This is a genomic window from Brevibacterium sp. NPDC049920 (genome assembly GCF_040656435.1).
GTDB lineage: Bacteria > Actinomycetota > Actinomycetes > Actinomycetales > Brevibacteriaceae > Brevibacterium > Brevibacterium pityocampae.
This window is the reverse complement of sequence record NZ_JBFAMF010000009.1, coordinates 80,565-101,158: the sequence shown is the minus strand read 5'-3', so window position 1 is coordinate 101,158 and position 20,594 is coordinate 80,565. Positions and strand designations below refer to the sequence as shown.

General features: G+C 66.3%; 16 protein-coding genes. 5 read left to right on the top strand and 11 right to left on the bottom strand.

All coding sequences use genetic code 11. The features are described from left to right. Window positions 1-9: 9 nt before the first annotated feature. Both AB0I45_RS10705 and AB0I45_RS10700 read left to right on the top strand, forming a co-directional pair. Window positions 10-891, top strand: a complete 882-nt coding sequence (locus AB0I45_RS10705; protein WP_360318266.1) for a CDP-alcohol phosphatidyltransferase family protein — start codon at window positions 10-12, stop codon at window positions 889-891. After that, window positions 888-1,940 (top strand): glycosyltransferase, encoded by a 1,053-nt coding sequence (locus AB0I45_RS10700; protein ID WP_360318263.1) that lies wholly within the window; start codon window positions 888-890, stop codon window positions 1,938-1,940. The genes AB0I45_RS10705 and AB0I45_RS10700 overlap by 4 nt, the downstream gene beginning before the upstream one ends. Before the next feature lie 46 nt (window positions 1,941-1,986). On the opposite strand, the gene AB0I45_RS10695 is transcribed toward AB0I45_RS10700, so the two are convergent. Further along, window positions 1,987-3,273 (bottom strand): CDP-glycerol glycerophosphotransferase family protein, encoded by a 1,287-nt coding sequence (locus AB0I45_RS10695; protein WP_360318260.1) that lies wholly within the window; start codon window positions 3,271-3,273, stop codon window positions 1,987-1,989. Window positions 3,274-3,437: 164 nt separating this feature from the next. Here AB0I45_RS10695 and AB0I45_RS10690 point away from each other — a divergent pair, with 164 nt between their 5' ends. Continuing rightward, on the top strand, window positions 3,438-6,797 hold the full coding sequence (locus tag AB0I45_RS10690) for a glycosyltransferase (protein ID WP_360318257.1): 3,360 nt from the start codon (window positions 3,438-3,440) through the stop codon (window positions 6,795-6,797). An 8-nt stretch (window positions 6,798-6,805) separates the two neighbouring features. Here AB0I45_RS10690 and AB0I45_RS10685 read toward each other — a convergent pair whose 3' ends face one another. Genes AB0I45_RS10685 through AB0I45_RS10675 form a run of 3 tightly spaced genes read right to left on the bottom strand, consistent with a single transcriptional unit; the run spans window position 6,806 to window position 9,335 of the window. Then, window positions 6,806-7,645 carry a MetQ/NlpA family ABC transporter substrate-binding protein gene (locus tag AB0I45_RS10685; protein WP_360318254.1) on the bottom strand — a complete coding sequence of 280 codons (840 nt, stop codon included), beginning with the start codon at window positions 7,643-7,645 and terminating at the stop codon, window positions 6,806-6,808. A gap of 59 nt (window positions 7,646-7,704) precedes the next feature. Further along, window positions 7,705-8,379 carry a methionine ABC transporter permease gene (locus AB0I45_RS10680; protein ID WP_360318252.1) on the bottom strand — a complete coding sequence of 225 codons (675 nt, stop codon included), beginning with the start codon at window positions 8,377-8,379 and terminating at the stop codon, window positions 7,705-7,707. After that, window positions 8,376-9,335 carry an ATP-binding cassette domain-containing protein gene (locus AB0I45_RS10675; protein WP_360318249.1) on the bottom strand — a complete coding sequence of 320 codons (960 nt, stop codon included), beginning with the start codon at window positions 9,333-9,335 and terminating at the stop codon, window positions 8,376-8,378. The genes AB0I45_RS10680 and AB0I45_RS10675 overlap by 4 nt, the downstream gene beginning before the upstream one ends. A gap of 254 nt (window positions 9,336-9,589) precedes the next feature. Between AB0I45_RS10675 and AB0I45_RS10670 the strand changes: the two genes are divergently transcribed. Then, window positions 9,590-10,150 (top strand): GtrA family protein, encoded by a 561-nt coding sequence (locus tag AB0I45_RS10670; protein WP_137318989.1) that lies wholly within the window; start codon window positions 9,590-9,592, stop codon window positions 10,148-10,150. Window positions 10,151-10,733: 583 nt separating this feature from the next. On the opposite strand, the gene AB0I45_RS10665 is transcribed toward AB0I45_RS10670, so the two are convergent. Further along, entirely contained in the window at window positions 10,734-11,141 is a 408-nt protein-coding gene (locus tag AB0I45_RS10665) for a hypothetical protein (protein WP_360318245.1), read from the bottom strand. A 10-nt stretch (window positions 11,142-11,151) separates the two neighbouring features. On the opposite strand from AB0I45_RS10665, the gene AB0I45_RS10660 reads away from it, so the two are divergent. Next, window positions 11,152-12,438: an N-acetylmuramoyl-L-alanine amidase gene (locus AB0I45_RS10660; RefSeq protein WP_247423193.1), complete on the top strand. Its 1,287-nt coding sequence runs from the start codon at window positions 11,152-11,154 to the stop codon at window positions 12,436-12,438. Here the strand turns inward: AB0I45_RS10660 and AB0I45_RS10655 are convergent. From AB0I45_RS10655 to AB0I45_RS10630, 6 genes are all read right to left on the bottom strand, one after another. Beyond that, window positions 12,381-14,612, bottom strand: coding sequence for a DUF6716 putative glycosyltransferase (locus AB0I45_RS10655; RefSeq protein ID WP_360318242.1), 2,232 nt, complete (start codon window positions 14,610-14,612; stop codon window positions 12,381-12,383). The two genes, AB0I45_RS10660 and AB0I45_RS10655, sit on opposite strands and share 58 nt — an antisense overlap. Before the next feature lie 103 nt (window positions 14,613-14,715). Next, window positions 14,716-15,927: a DUF6716 putative glycosyltransferase gene (locus AB0I45_RS10650; protein WP_137318992.1), complete on the bottom strand. Its 1,212-nt coding sequence runs from the start codon at window positions 15,925-15,927 to the stop codon at window positions 14,716-14,718. 125 nt (window positions 15,928-16,052) lie between these two features. Continuing rightward, complete coding sequence (locus AB0I45_RS10645; RefSeq protein ID WP_247423191.1) at window positions 16,053-17,411, bottom strand: hypothetical protein; 1,359 nt, start codon at window positions 17,409-17,411, stop codon at window positions 16,053-16,055. After that, a complete protein-coding gene (locus AB0I45_RS10640) occupies window positions 17,408-18,388 on the bottom strand; it encodes a glycosyltransferase (RefSeq protein ID WP_360318238.1) in 981 nt (326 codons plus the stop codon). The genes AB0I45_RS10645 and AB0I45_RS10640 overlap by 4 nt, the downstream gene beginning before the upstream one ends. A gap of 63 nt (window positions 18,389-18,451) precedes the next feature. Continuing rightward, on the bottom strand, window positions 18,452-19,336 hold the full coding sequence (locus AB0I45_RS10635; RefSeq protein WP_360318235.1) for an N-acetylneuraminate synthase family protein: 885 nt from the start codon (window positions 19,334-19,336) through the stop codon (window positions 18,452-18,454). A 53-nt stretch (window positions 19,337-19,389) separates the two neighbouring features. Continuing rightward, window positions 19,390-20,547: an acylneuraminate cytidylyltransferase gene (locus AB0I45_RS10630; RefSeq protein ID WP_360318232.1), complete on the bottom strand. Its 1,158-nt coding sequence runs from the start codon at window positions 20,545-20,547 to the stop codon at window positions 19,390-19,392. Window positions 20,548-20,594: the final 47 nt, after the last annotated feature.

The following is a 20,594-nucleotide window of genomic DNA, read 5'->3' as shown; positions in this document are numbered from 1 at the left end:
GGGGACGCGATGACCATGCAGCAGGAGCTCAGCACCGCTGCGTCGCGCCCTGCCCGCCCCACGCTCGAGCAGCTCCGCGCCGTCGCCCAGCCGCCCGAGGTCCGCAGCCGGAAGAACGCCGAGCACTGGACCGCTCAGCTGTACCTGCGCCACATCTCGATCTACTGCACCGCACTCCTCGTGCGGACCCGGATCTCCGCCAACGGCGTCACCGCGCTCATGATCCTCGCGGGCTGGTGCATCGCCGCCTCCCTCCTCATCCCGGGGATCTGGGGTGCGGTGCTCGCACTTCTGTTCTCCCAGGTGCAGCTCTACCTCGACTGCTGCGACGGCGAGGTGGCACGCTGGCGGGGCACCTCGGGCGCGGCCGGAGTCTTCCTCGACAAGGTCGGGCACTACACCACCGAGGGGCTCGTCGCGCTCGCGCTCGGCGTCCGGGCCGTCGGTGAGCTCGGCGTGCTGCGCACCGACCCCGGCACCGCCTACCCGTACCTGCTCGCCGGTGCCCTGCTCGCCGCTCTCGTCCTGTTCAACAAGGCGCTCAACGACATGGTGCACGTATCGCGCGCCTTCGCCGGCTTCGGCCGCCTGGCCGACACCGCTCAGGCGACCGCCGTGCACGGGGGAGTCCTCGGTGCGGCCCGGCACGCGGTGCGGTTCGTGCCCTTCCACCGGATCTACCACTCCGTCGAGCTCTCGATGCTCGCCGTCGTGGCCGCCCTCGTCACCGCCGGCGCCGCGGTCGTGGGTGCCACCGGGCCCGTACCCGTCGTCGGCGACCCCGGCCTGCTCGGCGAGCGGTGGCTCGTGCTCCTGCTCGTGCCGCTGTGTCTGCTGTCGGTGATCGGCCACTTCGTGGCGATCATGGCCTCGAGGAGGCTGCGCGCATGAGTCCTGATAGCGCCTATCCGCTGTCCCCGGACGACCTCGGGGGCTCGCGCACCTCGCGCCAGCACGACATCGCCCGTGCGCGGCGGGCGCGCGAGCGCGCGGTGCGCGGAACCCACGAGGCCCCGGGCGCGACCCCGCGCCGAACCCCGGTGCTGCGGCCCCCGCGTTCACGGAAGTACCGGTTCGGGGTCGTCATCCTCACCCAGGGGAAGCGTCGCGGCGAGCTGTGCCGTGCCGTCGACTCCGTGCTCGCCCAGCGCGGCGTCGAGCTCGACGTCGTGTGCGTGGGCAACGGCTGGAAGCCCACCGGGCTGCCCGACGGCGTCAAGACCCTCGAGCTGCCGGAGAACATCGGGATCCCCGCCGGGCGCAATGAGGGCGTGCCGCACGTGTCCGGCGAGTTCATCTTCTTCCTCGACGACGACGCCTGGCTGTCCGACGACACGACGTTGATGAAGATGGCCCAGCTCATAAGGACGAAGCCGGGGATCGGCCTGATCCAGCCCCGCGTCCTCGACCCGGACGCGGCCACCGCGCCGCGCCGCTGGATCCCGCGCCTCTACAAGCGCTCTGCCGCGCACTCCTCCAACGTGTTCTCCGTGTGGGAGGGCGCGGTGTGCCTGCAGCGCGCAGCGTTCGATCGGGCCGGCGGCTGGCCCGCCCCCTTCTGGTACGCCCACGAGGGCATCGAGCTCGCCTGGCGGATCTGGGATGCCGGCTACCAGGTCTGGTACATGGGGGAGGTCTCCGTCGCCCACCCCGTCATCGATCAGCGACGCCACGACGAGTACTTCTACATGAACGCCCGGAACCGGGTGTGGCTGGCCCGCCGTAACCTCCCGTGGCCGATCGGACTGGCATACGTGGGCTCCTGGACGGTGATGCAGACGCTCGCCTGGTCCGGCAAGCCCGATCAGCTGCGCCCGTGGTTCGAGGGCTGGCGGGACGGCTGGAAGGACGACCCCTGGGCCGAGGGCGAAGCGCGCACCAAGCTCACCGGCATGGGCGTGATGAGAATGGCCATGCACGGCCGTCCACCGATCGTCTGACGCGGTGTGGCTGAGGCGGCTCAATTGGTTGAAGGCACGGGCGAGCTCATTCCCCCGCCTCCATGCTGATGTTCGTTCCTGCACTATCGGTCAGGATGCGCGATCGTTCGGCGATCAGCGTGTCCACCGCGGTGATGAACTGCTCGAGTGAGCTACCGGGTGCACCACTCCCGAAGTAGTATTCCTTCATCGTCCGCCGTTCGGTCGCGAGCGCGTTGCTCCGAGCGTTTTCGAGAAGACGGTGGATCCCATCGATCGAGTCCGCGTCGATGATCGGGCAGGCCGATGCGATCGGGGACTCAAAATTCATCTGATCGCGATCCGAGCGTCGGTCGGTGAGCACGAGGGGCCGCTCCGGGTGCAGGTATAGAAAGTCCAGGCCGACACTGGACACGTCGGTGATCATCATGTCGACGCCGGAGAACATCCCCAGGATGTCACCGTCCATGTGCACTTGGTGCAGGTTGGTCTGCCGAACTGAGCCTTCGGCGTTCGCCTCGGCAATGAGACGATGGATCTCTTCGTTGCCGCTGACGACGGCCGGGTCGTCGGAATCCACCACTCGCGGGTGCGGTTTGTAGATGAGACGGACGTCATTGAGTTCCAGCACCGCGCGTACAATCTCCGGACCGTACACGTCGACCGAGGTGTAGTTGTTCGACTCGTTCTCGCCCTCCCATGTGGGTGCATACATCACGGTGCGGAAGCCTGGAGGCGCCGGGGGCAGGGGGTTGTGCCGTGGAATGTCCAGCTGAGGCCGCCCTACCCGGACGAGCGCCGAGTCGTCGAAATCGAAGAGTGCTCGGTGGTGGCGGTCCACGGCAGCCTGGCCCGCTACGAACACCTTGTCGTAAGCCTTGACCTGATTGGACACCATGCTGAGCTTGTCGCTCTCCCCGTGGTTGACATGGACGTGGACCATTGGGGCGTAGCTGAGCGCCTGGAAATTGCGGACACCGTTGTTGACATAGAGCGCGAGCCGGTAGTCATTGCGGAAGAACAGCGTCGCAAGGTCGTCGAACCGGCGCACGAAGATCTTCGGCAGGTCCGTGGAGTCCTTGATCTCCCGAAGCGCTGCGAGTCGTCTGAACACGAGAAGCACGCGATGCGAACGGTGCAGCTCTTCCAAGACGGGGAGCCACTGGCTGACCTGGTAGAGCTTCGCGGCAGGATCTCCGAAGTACACGATGACCTCGGCGGGAACGTCGACCTGATCGATCTCGTGCCCGGCGGGAGCGCCGCGCGCGCTTGCACCGCGGATCCACCGGCTTGTTGCCTGCCATGCTTTCGACTGGAGGATGCCCTGTGCACGTTCTCGAAGTAAGTCCCTCACTCGGTGTCCTTCCTTGCCATGCATGTCCACGATGCCGAGACCCCTCGAGTGTAGAACAGAGACCAGTGCGCGCCGTGCGCCGGGATCCACTGACTGTCGGCCGTGACGTAGGATCGATGGCACTCCACCGAGCCGGGGGAGTCGGATTCGCGGCCCAAGGAGGGATGGCTATCACAGCCTCAGATCTTGGCGACACAAAGGCACCCGGAACGCCCGACGTCACAGTGGTGGTTCCGGCCTACAACGCCGAATCCACACTGACCCGGTGCATCGAATCCGTGTGTGAGCGGCAGGACACGAATTTTCGAATCGAAGTCCTCGTCATCGACGACGGATCGACAGACAGCACTCCGGCGGTCCTGCATGAGCTGTCCGGTCGGTTCCCCACGCTGCGCTCGGTTCGACAGGAGAATTATGGGTGGGCTGGATCCCCGCGGAATCGCGGGCTGGATGCAGCTACTGGCCGGTATGTGTTCTTCCTCGATGCCGACGACCGTCTCGCCGAGGGAGCGTTGGAGTCGCTCGTAGAATTCGCCGATCGGAACTCGTGCGACATCATTGCTCCCCGGGTCGAAGGGCTTAACAGGCCCATTCACCAGGACGTCTACGCGGAGACTCAGCTCGATGGTGATATTAGAAGGCTGATCAGGTCGAACTCAGTCCTCAAACTGTTCCGTACCGGCTTCCTCAGGGCGCATGGCCTGCGCTTCCCGGAAGAGAAGGTTCGACTCGAGGACGCCATCTTCACCTTCACCGCTTATGCGCTGTCTGCACGCACCTCGATCCTGGCGGATAGGACTTATTATTTCGCATATTTGCATGAGGGCGCATCGCACATCTTGCGCTCCTCGATCGACCCCGTCGGCTACAGCGAATCCGTGGACCGCAGTCTCGCGGCTCTGCGATTCGGGCCGTGGTCCGCGAACGAACTTGCCGAGGCCGAGGCGGACTTCTTCCGGCGAACCGTGCTGACCCGGTACAACGTCAAATTCCCTGAGCGGAACGTACAGAAGCAGCGCGCGTGGATCCGATCCAACTCCCACTTGGCCGACAAGTACGTGAGCACTCGGACCGCTCTCGACCACTACGGGCCGGTGAACCGTTCCCGCCTCTGGGGACTGCGTGCAGGAGATCCGCAGGCGATGCTGGCGGTGAGCCGCAAGAGTACGAAGCAGAAACCGCTGGTGTTCGCTCGCGCCATTGCGGTGTCGGTTGTTCCTGGGTTGATAAGGATCGTAGGTACGGTGACCCCAGCATGGGGCATCGACACCGTCGCTTCCGTCCACCTCGAGGCGAGGGCACCCTCCAGACACGTCGTCCGACGAGTCGACGCGTCTACTCGCACAGGCGAGACAGATGAACTGCTGGGGCATGGAGTCGTCGAGTTCACGGCCCATTTCCCTCTCCGCACGCTGATGGGGCGGGGGACACTGCGTCTCTACGCCATCGCCGTCAACGAGGAAGGACGCGAGGTGAGCGCCCGGTTGTCGACCGGCTCGGCCAGGTTGCCGCGGCCGAACGGGCTGCTGGGAACAGTGACGTGGTCGTCGACCCGCTTCGATGGCCTGTCGATCCGTGTTCACTTGCCCGGAGCGGACGTGCGCCGAGTAACCGGAAAAGCACTGGACGCGGCAGCGCACGTGCTGCGCGGCGCCCGAGAGTCGGAGCCACTGCGGCGGTTGACAGGTCTTCGACCGCCGGGTGACGGAATGCTGCCCGAGGGCAGGATCCTTGCGATGACATGGTCGATTCCGCGGGAGTTCGGCGGCCTGACGAACGTCCTGCTGCACCGCAGCCGGTTGTTCGTCGAGCACGGAGCCCGTGAGATCGATATCCTCACGCTCGCCGCAGGGTTCGACATCGAGGCCGCGACGAAGCAGCTGGAGGCGGACGGGAAGCTCGTTCCCGGTATGCGGCTGCGCAACCTCTGGCACGAGCTGCGCGGCATGGGGGATGATGAGCTGCTGCGGCTGGACGGAGCAGACCCGTCAGCACCCCCTGGCCCGGTTCCGCATGACCTCGAAGCCGTCGAAGCGGACCACCGGGTCGAATACCGGTCGCCCGACGGATCCCGGGTCGTCCGTACCGAACACTTCAGGGATGACGGCACGCTGCTGCTCGTCGACATGAGGGACGGTGCGACACGGCGGCTTACCCTGTTCGACCGGTCCAGAACGCCTGTCCGCGAATGGTCGGCCCCACGGGGTCTCTATTTCGCGTGGCTGGACTCCATCATTGGGCGTGAACTGACGTTCCTCATCAGCGATTCGAAGGCCGTCGGGCGATTCCTGTTCGAGTACCGTCGCGATCATGTAGTTGTCGTGCAGGCATTCCACTCGACGCACATCGACGCAAGGGCCTCAACGGTCTATGGCCCGCTCACCCCATACCATTACGGCATGCTGCGCAGCCTCGCGCAGTTCGACCTGGTCGTCTCGCTCACCGAGGCACAGCGCCGTGACATGGAGCGTGCGCTGGGTCCGGGGGCGAACCTTGCTGCGATCCCCAACTCACGCACCGCGCCACCGGTGGATCTCGGCCGTGCCCGCGACACTGGCAAGGGCATCGTTGTCGGTAGGCTGGATGAGGCGAAGCGCGTCGACCATGCGATGAAGGCGGCGATGGACCCATCGCTTACTCGCGAGGTGCACCTCGACGTGATCGGCTCCGGCCCCGACGAGGAACGACTGCTGTCAGTGCGTGAGGAAATCGGTGCTGGAGACAGGATCGCACTGCGTGGATATGTGCCCAATGCGGGGCACGAGTTCCTCAATGCCTCGTTCTCCGTGCTGTGCAGTCGATACGAGGGTATGGGCTTGGTTCTGGTTGAGAGCATGGCCGCAGGGTGCATTCCGATCTCCTACGACATCAGATACGGGCCGTCTGACATCATCACCGATGGAGTCGATGGCTTCCTCGTGCCGGATGGAGACATCGCCGCACTGGCCGCCGTGATCGAGCGCGTGACGACGATGCCGGATGCTGAACTCGACCGGATGCGCATCGCGGCGATCCGGCGCGCGGAGGACTTCAGCGATGATGTGCTCACCCGCCGCTGGGGACAAGCGCTGCGCCGTGCGCAGAAGCGCAAGCAGATTCTGTCGAGGACCGCGGTGCCTCCCCGCTCGGAAAACGTCGTCGCGGATATCCGCCTCGACCGGGACCGCGGTTCTGTCGTCTCCGGCACGCTGAAGATGGAATCGTCCCCGCGCACTGTGCAGCTTGCGCTGTCGGCTGTTGCCAGGAAGAAGAAGCCGATCGCGTTCCGTGTGCCGCTGAAGCTCTCCGGTCCTCACGGCGGTCCAGTCGCGTTCCGGGCGGAGCTCCCGCCGCTCGACGAGCTCGAGAAGCTCCCCGGGGCGGTGCTGGACCTTTATATCGACGGGATCCACGAGCGGACAGGCACCGGTACTCGGGTTCCGGCACCTGTCTCGCTCGTGGAGGAGCACGCCGGCAGGATTCGCGTCTACGCGACGGTGAAGGGAAATCTCAGTATCGAGATCCTCCCGGAGCCGACCGAGTAGCGCACCTGTCAGAAGGCGGGGATGACCTCGCCCTTGGGCCAGGTCTCCTCGATGAAGGACCGCACCGAGTCGTCGTGGGCGATCTCGTTGAGCTTTTGGATCGCCTCGTTCTCCTCGTCCCCGGCGCGCACCACGAGCACGTTCTGGTACGGGTTGCCCTCGGGCGACTCGACGAGCAGGCCGTCCTCCTTCGAGGACAGGCCGGCGTTGAGCGCGTTGTTGCCGTTGATCACCGAGGCATCGGTGTCGGCCAGAGTGCGGGCGAGCTGCGCGGCCTCGGCCTCGACGAACTCGAGGTTCTTCGGGTTCTCCGCGACGTCGTGGATCGTCGCGGTGATCGGGTCGACGCCGTCGGCCAGCTCGATCAACCCGTTGTCGGCGAGCAGCTTGAGCGCACGCCCCTGGTTCGCCGGGTCGTTGTTGATGCCGATCGTCGCGCCGTCGGGCAGCTCCGCGACGTCGGTGTGCTTCTCCGAGTAGAGCGCGAACGGCTCGATGTGGAGGCCCTGCTCGAAGTTGTAGAGCTCGTAGCCCTGGTTCTCCCGCTCGGAGTCGAGGAACGGCAGGTGCTGGAAGTAGTTCGCGTCGAGCTCGCCGTCGACGAGCGCCCGGTTGGGAAGCGAGTAGTCGGTGAACTCCTTGATCTCGAGGTCGAGGCCGGCGTCGGCGGCGAGGTTCTCGTCGATGTAGCGCCAGATGTCGCCGTGTGGGGTGACCGAGGTGCCGATGGTCAGCGTTGTGACGCCGTTCGACTCGGTGCCGACCTCGCCCGAGCCGCCGCCGGTGAGGCCGCAGCCGGTGAGGGCGAGGACGGTGGTCGCGGCGAGTGCTGCGTATGTGATCTTCATGGGTCTCCTTGGATGAGGACGGGGTGGATGAGGACGGTGGATCGGAAGGACTGTGCGCCTCAGCGGTGGTCGACGAGGCGGGCGAGGCGGTCGCCGACGAGCTGGATGATCCCGACGAAAGCGACGAGGAGCACCACGCAGGCGAGCATGACGTCGGCCTGGTAGCGGTTGTAGCCGTAGGAGATCGCGAGGTCACCCAGGCCGCCGCCGCCCACCGCACCGGCCATCGCGGTGTAGTTGACGAGCGCGACCGCGGTCACCGTGGCGCCGCTGATGAGCGCCGGCAGCGCCTCGGGGACGAGCACCTGGCGGATGATCTGCCCGCGTGAGGCACCCATCATCTGGGCGGCCTCGACCTTGCCGCTCGCCACCTCGTGGAGGGCGATCTCAACGAGCCGGGCGTAGAACGGGATCGCGCTGATGGTGAGTGCGACGACCGCCGCCTGCCAGCCGAGCGCGGTGCCCACGACGAACCGGGTGAACGGGATGAGCGCGATGATGAGGATGATGAACGGAATCGAGCGCCCGATGTTGACGATCGCGCCGAGCACCTGGTGCACGACGACGTTGGGGGCCAGGGAATCCCGGGTGGTGACGTACAGCCAGATCCCCAGCGGCAGGCCGAGCAGGATCGCGAGCGCGGTCGACCAGGCGGTCATCGCGATCGTCTCCCCGAGCGAGGGGAGGAGCTCGACGGTGATCGCGGGGTTGTCGAACCAGGTCGGTGCGTTCATCGTGTTACCTCCGCGTGGATGCCTGCCGTGGCGAGGTCCGCGACGAGCGCCTGGGCGGCGCCGGGGTCGTCCACGGTGAACTGGAGCCGGCCCACCTGGGAGCCGGTGATGGTCTCGATCGCCCCGGAGTCCACGCGCGCATCCACAGCGTGGCGGTCGACGATCTCGAGCAGCGTGCGCAGCGGCACGTCCGTCAGCAGCACCTCGATCACGGTGCCCTCGCCGGGCTGCCGGGGCGGCAGGGGGAGGAGCTCGCGGCCGAGGGGGGAATCGGTGTCCCGGATGACCTCGAGCAGGGTGCCGGTGCGGGCGATCCGGCCGTTCTGCAACAGGGTCACCGAATCGCACACCTCGCGCACCACCGACATCTCGTGGGTGATGATGAGCACGGTGATGCCCAGGCGCTCGCGCAGCGAGCGGATGAGGCCGAGGATCTGCCGGGTGGTGCCGGAGTCGAGCGCGGAGGTGGGCTCGTCGCACAGCAGGATCTTGGGGTCCGCGGCGAGCGCCCGGGCGATCCCGACGCGCTGCTGCTGGCCGCCGGACAGCTGGGAGGGGTGGTTGCCGGCCCGGTCGGAGAGCCCGACGAGCTCGAGGAGCTCCCGGGCGCGCTCGCGGCGCTCCCGCTTGCCGACCCCGGCGATCTCGAGCGGGTGCTCGACGTTGCTCAGTGCGGTGCGCGAGTCGAGCAGGTTGGCGTGCTGGAACACCATGCCGATGCTCCGGCGGGCCCGGCGCAGCTCCTCGCCGCGGCGGCCGCTGATCTCCACACCGTCGATCGCGACGGTTCCGGCGCTCGGCCTCTCCAGCCCGGTGAGGCAGCGGATGAGGGTCGACTTGCCAGCGCCGGAGCGGCCGACGATGCCGTGGATCTCGCCGGCGGGCACGGACAGGTCGATGTCCTCGAGTGCCACGACGCCGGCGAACTCCTTGCGCAGGCTGCGCAGTTCGATCACGGGGTTCTCCTGGGTCAGGTGTCGGGGTGGTCCGTGTGCCGCGTCCGTGTCGGCCCGGTGGGGGCAGGCGCCGCGAGGCGGGGACCATCGTCCATGATGCGCCGCGCGTGGGGGAGGGGAGGGCCGGAATGACACGGAACGACGCATTCGGGGGCGAACGTCGGCTAGATCACACCGATGCCAGCGACCGAGATGGGATGACACGGGTCGGCCGGTCGGTCCCGGCGCGTCCGGACGCGGTACCGTGGAGACCTATGCAGGATGAAGAGGCCCGGAGCGCCGCTGAGGACTTGGCGGACACGGCTGGACGCAATGCCGCACGCTTCGGCCGATGGCGTCGCCTGCTCACCGAGATCCTCCAGTTCCTCGCAGTCGGCGGTGCTGCCTATCTCGTCGACGTGGGGCTCTCGAACCTCCTGGTCTACGGCTTCCTCGGATTCCCCGCCGTGCTCCACGACGGGCCGCTCAAGGCGAAGATCGTCTCCACGGTTGTGTCCGTCGGCGTCGCCTGGATCGGCAACAAATTCTGGACCTATGGCAAGCGGAGCACGGGTTCGTCGACGACCGGCCTGTGGTCGTTCCTCGTCGTCAACGCGCTCGGCATGGTCATCGTCATCGCACCGCTGGGCCTCACCTGGTACGTCCTCGGGCTGCGCGACCCCATCAGCTACAACATCTCGACGAACATCGTGGGCATCGGGCTGGCAATGGTGTTCCGGTTCTGGGCCTACCGCACCTTTGTCTTCCGCGATCGCCCACGGGTGGAGAAGCTCGATCTCGACACCAGCGCGGGCGTCGAGGCGCACTCTCACTGACCAGGGCTCTGCGGAGTCGGTGGCGGCCCGTGCAGTACGGAGCATGTCCGGCCTGCGGTGTCCGGAACGCGGCTTCTTCGACTAAGAGGTCCGCGAGCTCCCTGTGACTTCGGTTACGATTAGCCGAATATCGGTGCATGACGATCAGGCACATGCCCGCCCCACCGAACTGCGGGCTCGTAACCCGCCGCGAGGAGATCTCATGCAGCGGCAGCTCGTCATCCCCCTGCTCATCACAGGCCTGGTGTTCGCGCCAGCCACCGCATCCGCGGCGACGGGCCTGCCGGAACTCGGCAGCACCGATCCCGGCGAACGCGGTACCCCTGAGGCCCCGGCCGAATCGGCCCCTCCGGAGAGCGGGTCGTCCTCGGAACCCTCGCCGGGTGCAGGCCCGCAGGAGGCGGAGGCCCGCACGGATTCTCGGGCCGTCGACGGCGATGACTCCTCGGTCATCGAACTCGACGGCGACGCCGGGGGAGGGGCGGGCGAAGACTCCGTCACCGTGATGGGAGCGGTGTGGGACGGTGCGCACACCCCGGATTCCATCAGCTACCGTACGCAGGACCCCGAAGGTGCGTGGAGTTCATGGGAGCAGTTCGAGGTAAGCGATGGTGCCGGCCCCGATGCCGGCACTTCGGAGTCCGGCGGCGCCACCGCCGGCACGGAACCGGTCGTGGTCGCCGTGGGCGTAGCCGTGGAGGTGAAGGTCGATGGTCCGGCCGACGCGGAGGTGAGCGTCGAGACCGTGACCACTCCCACCACGGGCGCAGACGAACAGATCGCGCAGAATTCGTCCTTCACCGGCGGAGCCTGGGACACCGGGATGGGTCTTGTGCCACGCAGTGAAGCTGCTGCCGCGGTGGTCGACAGCGATGCGCACCGCTTCGGCGCCGCCACGGTCGCGGTCAACGCCGGCCTGACATATGTCTCCCGTGCTGAATGGGGTGCGAACGAGAGCCTCAAGAAGTGCCGAAGCGGACACGACGTCCACGAACCGGGCGATGGTCGTGCACCACACCGCGGGTGCGACGAGCTATACCCGTGCTCAGGTGCCCGGCATCCTGCGCGGAATCCTGACTTACCACACGCAGAGCCGCGGCTGGTGCGACATGGGGTACAACATGCTCGTCGACCGCTACGGCACGATCTACGAGGGCCGATCCGGCGGGCTCGACCGGGCCGTCGTGGGAGCGCACGCCTCCGGCTTCAACTCCGGGACATTCGGGGTGTCGGTCATGGGCACCTACTCGTCGCCCGCTCCTGGGGCGGTAGTGAACGCCCTCGGCAGGGTCGGCGCATGGCAGGCGAACAAGTGGGGATGGGACCCGACCAGCCGGGTGACCCTGACCTCGGGAGGCGGCGACACCTCACGCTATCCGGCAGGTCGGAAGGTCACGCTGCCGCGGATCTTCGGTCATCGCGATACCTCCCATACGTCCTGCCCGGGTAACGGCCTCTACGGCCAGCTCCGCCAGGTGCGCACCAAGTCCCTTGCCGGGTTCACCCCGCCGACGAACGCCTCGGCCATCACGAAGTTCTACTACGCCAACACTGCGAAGACCGGCTCCCCGACCACGGACGAGCGGTGCGGCCTGAAGAACAAGGGGTGCTACCGGAAGTTCCAGAATGGCTCCGTCCACTGGAGCTCTGTATCAGGTGCTCACTTCACGAAGGCCGGCGGTCCGATCCAGCGGCAGTGGCGCGTCCAGTCGTACGAGCGCGGGAAATTGGGGTATCCCAAGAGTGAAGAGGAGCCATTCAAGTTCCGCTCCGGTGCGAATGTTCAATCTTTCATGAGCGGCATCATCTCTTACTCGGCGGGGACCGGCGCGTGGTCGATCTACGGTCCGATCGGAAGGGCTTGGAAGGCCGATGGATGGGAGCGCAGTGCGGCTAGGCTGCCGACCTCGAATCAGGATTGTGGCCTGATTCGTGGCGGGTGCTACCAGAAGTTCGAAGGCGGGTCGATGCACTGGACCCAGAGCACGGGTGCCCACTTCACTCAGGGGAGAATCCAACGTGCGTGGCGCACCCAGGGTTATGAGCGCGGTCGTCTGGGTTACCCGACGAGCGACGAATACAGTTCCGGTGCGACAAGCGCCAGAACTACGAGGGCGGCTACATCCTCTGGTCCTCGAAGGCCGGGGCGCGGATCTTCTACTCCTGAGCCGACTGATCGGGGCGGTGTCGACGCATGCGCGAACTCTCGTCGGCACTACCCCGATCTGCCTCAGGAGTCGGTGATCCTCCTGCCGATCTGCCGGGCACGGTTGGCAACAGCGCGGTAGCCGCGCACCACCGGGTCCGGGGCCAAGGTTCGGAGTTCGGCTCGGATCCGGCGGAAGTCCTGCACCCGTGCGGCGGTACGGATGTCGGGCAGCTGGCGCTCGCGGGAGCGCACCGCCAGCAGCGCGATCGAATCCGCGAGCTCGGTGCTGGGCGGGTGGAAGTAGTTCGCGAGCAGCCACTCGCGATTCGGGAATCCGATATTCCCGGCCACCAGGTCCTGCAGGGTGCCGATCGCCCCGGAACCGGCGAACGCGAGGTTGAGCATCTCCTCGCCCACCCCGAAATCTCCGAGCACGAGCGTCGGCAGGCCGTGGTCGATCGCTTCGAGCGCCGCGGTCGACGAGACCGTGACGAGCGCCGTGCCGGGGGAGAGGAACGTCGACATCGCTCCGACGCCGACGGTGAGCTCGCCGGGCTGCATTCGCCCGTCGGCGACGAGCTCGTCGATGAGGGACATGTACGTGTGTTCCTCGCGATGCGTCTCCTGCTCACCCGGGCGCGAACGCACCTTGACGATGACTTCGCTCCCAGGGTGGCGTCTGCGGTACTCCGCGAGCGCCAGCAGGATCCGCACTCGGTCCTCTTTTCCGTGCGGCACCTTCGCTTGGGTGGCGAAGACGATCCGTTCCGGGGGACGACCGAGATCGGATGCAGGAGTCGGCGGTTCAGCGGACGCCAGCAGGGGCAACCGGCTGACGATCACCTCGGCGGGAATCCGAAGCTCCCGGGTGATGCGCAGGTACTCCTCGCGCTCTCGTGAAGAGTGGGTGATGAACGTATCGCCGATCCGCCGATAGCGCATCCCCTTCGACGTGGCTGGGAGACCCACTCCGGGGAGACCGGACACGAGCCCGGGCCGCCGGGGCAGCCGTGCGGCGCTCGCGTAGATCTGCTGCACCACGGGGCCGGTGGCCGCCGCCAGGACGACATCGGGGGTGAGATTCAGGAAACCGTCCGCGAGATCGCCGCGCTTGACCACAGGAATCGTGCGTCCTGCCCACGACGATCCGAGAAGAGCATTCCGAGTCTGCTCCGCGGTGGGCAGGATGGGAGTGTCGATCAACCAGAGATGGCTGTCGGCATCAGGTCCGAGCGCGTCCATCGTGCGTGCAGCCCACTTGAGATAGGACTCGCTGTCGCACACTGCGACGATAGTGAATGGATCCACGCGCTCATCGTACTGCCGTATGTTGAATGACCTGTTCAGAGCTCGGCGGAGGCCGTCGGGAGCCGCATCTGTCCACCACGACGGCGGGATAGGTGTCACCTCGATCTGTGGGGAGTCCATGGTGAGCCGCAAGGTGCTCGCCGCCGTGGTCGGAAGGCTGAGGAGTCGTGCACCGCGCGGGGCAGATGCGAGCCGCAGCTCGACCGGCAGCCCGGGTGCAAGGACAGTGACCCCGGGCAGTGCTGCGATCCGTGCGAGATCCTCGGGCTTCTCTCTGCGGTGGGGGAGGTAGGCGCAGGTGCGGCCGGCCGTCGCCGTCTCCACCCAGGACATGTACGCGTCGTCATGGATCAGGCCGTCGACGGCCAGCGACGAGCCGAGCACGATCTCGCCGTGCAGATCCGGTGCAGGCAGATCCAACGATCGGAGACGTTCGAAATCGTGCCGGGCAACGGTTCCGCCGAGCGCGGTGAAAGCGGCGATGAGGTATCCGGGGAGCGGTAGGGCGGTGGTCCAGCTCATGCGGCCCGAGCGCAGCGCTGAACGCAGATTGAGCGCAGTGCTGTACGCCAGAGCCGCTCGAGTGGGAGACAGCTGCTGCCGCGCTCGGCGAAGCGGTGTGGGATAGGTCGTGGTGAGCAGACGAACTGCATGCTCAGTGGCCAAACCGTCATCGATGAGAGTGATGTGCTCCGGCCGCCCGAGGGATCCGTTCGCCAGCGCAGACTGGAACCGTCCCGAGCAGGGATCCCCGACGAGAAGACGCACAGGATGCCGCGCCCGGGTGACGGTGGCCTGGGGCGGTCGGGCAGGGACCTCCGGCCGGGCCATTGCTGTGCGCAAGGTCACCTCCGCGGGGAGCCACCTGGTCTCGAACGACTTGAGGAAGGATTGCATTCCACTCGCGTCGCCTCTCACCTGCAGTTCCATGAACTCACCCTCAGCGCGTGCTTCGAGTGCCGAGAGGAACTGCAGCGGTGACTCGATCCACGCGAACGACTGCATCGCTCCTGTCTCCTTCCTCGCCGTGGGGCGAATGCTCGTGGCCCGGTCGCCGGGCTGCACGCTTTCCATCGGTGTTCGGTCACATGGTCGGGCTGCTGCTGGTTCAGAAGCGGAGTGCCTTCCGTGCCTTCCGGTAGCTCCGCAGAACAGGTCGCGGTGCAGATGCGCGGATCTGCTGACGAAACCGTCGCAGTTTGTATATCTCAATCGCCCAGGGCACTGATCTCAGACGGCCTGCCGAGGCGAGTTTCGCGAGCCCGGACAGCTCTGCGTGGACTTCCTCGGTGCGCGGTTGGAAGTAGTTGTCGAGCAGCCACTCCTCACGGGCGAACTGAAACCTCCCGGCGGCCACGTCGAACAGTGATCCGATGATCCCGGACCCGATGAAAACCTTGTTCAGGTTGCGGAGGGTCACGCCGAAATCACCGATGATCAGAGTCGGCAGCCCGCGGTCCAAGGATTCGAGTGCGGCTGTAGAACTCACCGTGACGAGGGCGGTGCCCGGTTGCAGGAAGTCGGTCATCGGACCGGCCATGACGTCGATCGCGGATTCGGGGACCACCCCGTCGCAGACGAGTTCGTCGAGGATCTCGATGAAGCTGTGCTTCTCCCGGTGGGTCTCATGCTCTCCTGGGAGGCTGCGCACTTTGAGAATCGCGCGATGGTCAGGGTCTCGGCGGGCGAACTCTGCGAGCGCCAGAAGGATCTGTCGGCGCTGTCCCCTTTGGACGGGTACTTTCGCCTGGGTGGCGAAGACCACCGTCGTCACTGGGTGATCATGCTGCGACACGATGTGGGGGAGACCCGCGGACTTGAGCATCGGTAGGCGCGCCACAGCCTGTCTGGTGCCGATCCCTGCCCGTTCGGCGGCAATGGCGTACGCTTCCCGTTCGACCTCAGAATGCGCGATGAAGAGATCGCCGAGTCGGCGGTACTTCTGGCCTTTGACCGTGGCCGGCAGCCCCATCCCGGGCAGCCCCGAGACGAGGGCAGGTCGTTGCGGCCTCGAGGCTGCAACGGAGAAGATCCGTTCGACGACCGGGCCGGTCGCCGCGGCGAGGATGACGTTCGGCTGCGATTCGTCGAGTTCCTGTGTGAGCTGCTCGCCGTCGAGTACGCGCACGCGGCCGTGCGCCCACTGTGTTCCCGCGACCGCATGCTGAACCTGGGCGGCAGTCGGACGGATCGGCGAATCGATGATCGCCACGTCCACGGAAGCGTCGGCGTGGTTGTCGGTGAGCGCCTGGAGCAGGTGCGCCGCCCACTTGAGGTAGGACTCACTGTCCGCAATGGCGAGAAGACGGATCGAGGACATGTTCTCCTTCAGGGTTCTGTCGGATTCACGACTGATCTCGGGGTTCCGGGAAGATCTGGTAGGGTCCCGGCCGATGAGCGAGGTGGGGGTGTCGGCGTCCGGTCTAGCCGGATTCGGCGGCCCCATCACTGCCGCCGGCCGAACAGTCGCCGTCCGATGGACGCGAGGGGGGACCGCTCGGCGCGCTGCGCGACGGAGTTCTCACTGGGCCGGTCGAGGCCGGCGTCGGTGGGCGGTCGCGGAGATGAAGCGCTGCTCAGCAGGTCACGAGCTTCTGGGGTGAAATATCGGGTGAGAATGTCATCGTCGGCTGCATCCGCAGCTGCCGTGGCAGCCGTTCTCAGTGCTCTTCGATCCTGCGGAGACATTGCGTAGACGACCGCATCGAGAATTTCCGAAGCGCCGGAGCGCTCGATGCCCGGACGTCCTGGATCCGTGCTCGGGCCGTACAGGATGTCGAGGACCGTCAATGGCACACGGTGCGCGTCATTCATCTGTGTCAGGCCGGACAGGAGTTTCCCGGCCTCGGGCGCATCGATCCGCCGAGCGCCGGCGGATCGCGCCTCCGCCAACCCCCGCCCTGTCATGCAGATGGTGATCTCAGGTTCTGCGATCCTGTTGAGGAATGACAGTGGAACCGACGGGGATGCCACGAACAGGTCCAGACCCCGTTCTTCCGCTCTGCTGTGCATGGTCGTGGCCGGGCCCGTCGATGAGGGCGGGTCGCAGAGGATCACCTCATCTGCGCCCGCGTCTGCGGCGTATGCGAGCATCCTGTCGAGCTGGGCGCGTTCTTCGGATTCGGTAGCCAGTTTCATGCCGATGAGGTCGGCTCGCTCGATCAGGGCTCGTCGGCGTCCCGGGCGGAGTGCCGGGACGACGTCGGCATCGGGGTTCTTGCGTACCGCCTCGTCGATCACCGTTCCTATCGAATCGATGCTCCTCACCTGCCATGCAGGCGATCCCCCGCGCGGCGTGCGCGGCTCGAGCCGGGGAACGAGATCCCACGTAATGCATGCCTGCACAGGTCGCGAGAACGACCGGTTCTCAGCCGTGAGCGGGCCGTAGACCTCGGGACCGTTCATGTAGACGGTCAGCTGAGAGGAGGACCAGATGCGCGCGATCGTCTGCGCTGGTCGGTCGGAGAAGCTGTTGAGCACGAGCGCAGTGGGAGAACCGTCCAGTTGCCACGCGCGCTCGATCAAGCCTCGCAGTTGGGCAGCTCGGTTCTCGTCGTCGACGTTGAAGTGAGCTGGATGGGATGGCCAGCAGACGGCGTTCCAGTCGACGACCGCATCGAAGTGCGTGAGCATCGATTGCGCGAAAGGAGAATCCTGGAGCGGGACATTGAGCTCCGGGGCGTAGGTGCTGTCGTATGCCACCAGGACTTTCTCATCGTCGGGCGGAAGCGCAGAGCCGTTGCGCAGGAGCTCTGTCAGACAGACGAGGTCGTAGATTCCGGAAGCCAGATACAGAGTGGTCATCGGTCTGCCTTCGCGCTTTCGAGGATCGGAGAGATGGTGTCGAGCCGATCGCGACCGAAACGGAGGAGGGCCCGGTCGAGGACTTCCTCGCCGAACATCCCGATCGGGACGGGCGCGTCTTCGAACATCTTCGTGCGGAGGACGTCAGGCAGCTTCGCGACCCTCTTCTCAATATGGTTGTTCACCAATGCGAGGTAGGACCGCAGGGCCTTCGGATAGAACTCCTCCAGCTCAGGGTGCTCGATCAGGAGCTGGAAAATATGGGTGAAAGCCGGGATGAAGTCGAGCTGCCGATCATCGATGACGCTCACCAGGCTCGACTCCAGGTCTCGTCGGTGGAAGACATCTGGGCAATCGACTACAGCGAACGATTCCGCAGCAATGTGGTGGTGCCATGTCCAGGCGCGGTCCTCGCAGGTCCGGAGGTCCGGGCGCATGTGCAACAGGCCCTTCTCCTTCATCGCTCGCGAGTACAGACCGTTCCACACCTGCGGATAGTCGACCATGGTCGGAACTGTGAGCGGGTTGATGAAGTCCCGAGGGTCCAGTGCCTCGCAGCGCCGCCGCAGCGGAGCGGCGGAGAGCAACCGCTGGAACCCGCGAACACGGACGTAATCAGTCCGAATGAATTCCACGTCGAGGCGCGTGATCTCGTCGACCAGTGTTCGCAGCCGATCAGGGCCGAACCAGTCGTCGGAATCGAGGAACGCGATGTGCTCGCCACCGGCGATGTCGAGACCCTGATTGCGTGCGGTCGAGACACCGCGGGGCTCGGCATTGTCGATCACGGTGAGGTTCAGGCGCTCCGAGAACTCCGCGACGATCTCCGGTGTCCAGTCCGTGGACCCGTCATTGATGACGACGACCTCGAACGCGTCGGTGCCGATGGTTTGAATTTCAAGACTGTAGAGTGCCATTCCCAGCAGATTTCCGGCGTTCCTCTGCGGGACGATGACACTGACGAGCGGGTCGGTCATGTCAGCCCTTCTGCGCCAGGGCAGTGCCGAATGTCGCATCGGCACTGCCCTGGACCGGAGTGTTCATTTCACGACGCGGAGAGATTCGATCTTCGACTCCTCACCGGGCATGACGCGCTTCTTGCCGTCGCCCAGTGCGGTCTCCACGGTGCGGATGTCCGCCACGAGCCGGATGAACTCCTCGGGCTCCATCGAGGCCTTCTGGTCCGAGCCCCACATCGAGGTGTCCAGGGTGATGTGGCGCTCGACGGTGACCGCGCCCAGGGCCACGGCGGCGACGGAGATCGCGGTGCCGATCTCGTGTCCCGAGTAGCCGACCGGCACGTTGTAGCGCTCGCGCAGGGCCGGGATCGCCAGGAGGTTGACCTCCTCCGGGGGCAGCGGGTAGGTCGAGGTCGCGTGCATCATCACGAGGTTCTCGGTGCCGAGGGTCTCCACGGCCTTGTCGATCTGCTCGAGCGTCGACATGCCGGTGGACAGGATGACGGGCTTGCCGGTGGCCTTGACGGCCTCGAGCAGCGGGATGTCGGTGACCGAGGCGGAGGCGATCTTGTAGGTCACGGCGTCGAAGCGGTCGAGGAAGTTCACCGAGTCGATGTCCCACGGCGAGGCGAACCACTGGATCCCGAGCTCACGGGCGTAGCGGTCGATCTCCGTGTACTCCTCGTCCTCGAACTCCACCCGGAACTTGTACTCGAGGTAGGTCATCTCGCCCCAGGGGGTGTCGCGCGGCTTGGACTTCTGGTCCTCCGGGACCGCGACGTCGGGGTTCCGCTTCTGGAACTTCACCGCCTGCGCGCCGGCCTTGGCAGCCACGTCCATGAGCTGCTTCGCGATCTCGACGTCGCCGTTGTGGTTGATGCCGATCTCACCGATCATGTAGACCGGCTGGCCGGGACCGACGAGGATGTCGCCGATGGCGACCGGCTTGATCTCGTTCACAGACATGAGACCTTCTTTCTGGTGGTTGAGCGGGCTGGGTGATTCGGGTGCTGGATCATTCAGTTGTCCGGGATGAGGTCGCATACTTCGCGCACCGCCCCGTGGCCTCCGCGTTGCGACAATACCAGCCGCGCGGCGAGGAGGACCTGTGGATGGGCGTCGGCGACCGCGATCGGCCAGCCGACCACGGAGAACGCCTCGAGATCGTTGATGTCGTTGCCGACGTAGGCCACGCGGGAGGGGTCGAGGTCCTTCTCGCGCATCCATTCCAGGAGCGCGTCGGCCTTGTTGTCGATGCCCTGCGCGACCTCCACGCGGAGCTTCTCCGCCCGCCGGGTGACGACGGGATTGCGCTCCTTGGACAGGATGAGGAATGGCAGGCCGCTGCGGACCAGCCGGCTCACGCCCATCCCGTCGCCGCGGTGCACGCGGACCATCTCGTCGCCGTGCTCGTTGACGTAGCCGGCGTCATCGGTGTGGACCCCGTCGAAGTCGGTGACGAGGGCGTCGACGTCGAGGACGGTGGGCTGCCCGCCGGCCGCGGCGACCGCGCGGACGAGGGTGAGGTCGGCCATCGTGTCGATCTCACGCGCCTGCTCGAGCGGCACCTCTTCGATCTCGATGCGGCCGAAGAACCGGTGGCGGTGCTCCTGCAGACCGGAGGTGCGCATGATGTAGAACGCGCCGGTCTCGTTGTAGTGGATCTTGCGGTCCTGCCGGCGCGGGCGGTACGCGGCGTCGTGGCCGACGGCCTGCGCGTGGCCCTCGTCGTCGAGCGTCCACAGGAAGCTGTGGTCCTCGACGGCGGAGAACACGACGTCCGCGGCATCGGCGGCGACGCGCTCGATCGCGTTGTCGATCGACTGCGGGTCGATGAATGGCGAGGTGCACTGGAGGAACGCGGTGATCGCGTACTGCTCCGGCAGCTGCTCGAGGGTGTAGAGGAGGGCGTCCTCGCTGCTCGCGAGGTCCCCGGAGATCTCGTCGGGGCGGCGCACCACCGTGGCGCCTGCACGCTCGGCCTCGTCGGCGATGCCGTCGTGATCGGTGGAGACGACGACGAGGTCGACGCCGGTCGCCTCGGAGGCGGCCTCGACGGCGCGGGCGAGGAGCGTCTTGCCGGCGACCTTCTGGAGGTTCTTGAGGGGGATGCCCTTCGATCCACCTCGGGCGGGGATGATCGCGACGGTGCGCGGGAGCTCATTCTGGACAGTCACAAGGCCTCCAGGATACCTGTTCGGGTGTCAGTCGGGTGTCCGGGAGG

Coding starts and splice junctions, on each gene's coding strand:
- AB0I45_RS10640 (WP_360318238.1), bottom strand. CDS start 18,388: ATGACCGACCCGCTCGTCAGTGTCATCGTCCCGCAGAGGAACGCCGGA.
- AB0I45_RS10635 (WP_360318235.1), bottom strand. CDS start 19,336: ATGTCTGTGAACGAGATCAAGCCGGTCGCCATCGGCGACATCCTCGTC.
- AB0I45_RS10685 (WP_360318254.1), bottom strand. CDS start 7,645: ATGAAGATCACATACGCAGCACTCGCCGCGACCACCGTCCTCGCCCTC.
- AB0I45_RS10705 (WP_360318266.1), top strand. CDS start 10: ATGACCATGCAGCAGGAGCTCAGCACCGCTGCGTCGCGCCCTGCCCGC.
- AB0I45_RS10690 (WP_360318257.1), top strand. CDS start 3,438: ATGGCTATCACAGCCTCAGATCTTGGCGACACAAAGGCACCCGGAACG.
- AB0I45_RS10645 (WP_247423191.1), bottom strand. CDS start 17,411: ATGACCACTCTGTATCTGGCTTCCGGAATCTACGACCTCGTCTGTCTG.
- AB0I45_RS10670 (WP_137318989.1), top strand. CDS start 9,590: ATGCAGGATGAAGAGGCCCGGAGCGCCGCTGAGGACTTGGCGGACACG.
- AB0I45_RS10680 (WP_360318252.1), bottom strand. CDS start 8,379: ATGAACGCACCGACCTGGTTCGACAACCCCGCGATCACCGTCGAGCTC.
- AB0I45_RS10700 (WP_360318263.1), top strand. CDS start 888: ATGAGTCCTGATAGCGCCTATCCGCTGTCCCCGGACGACCTCGGGGGC.
- AB0I45_RS10655 (WP_360318242.1), bottom strand. CDS start 14,612: ATGCAGTCGTTCGCGTGGATCGAGTCACCGCTGCAGTTCCTCTCGGCA.
- AB0I45_RS10660 (WP_247423193.1), top strand. CDS start 11,152: ATGGTCGTGCACCACACCGCGGGTGCGACGAGCTATACCCGTGCTCAG.
- AB0I45_RS10650 (WP_137318992.1), bottom strand. CDS start 15,927: ATGTCCTCGATCCGTCTTCTCGCCATTGCGGACAGTGAGTCCTACCTC.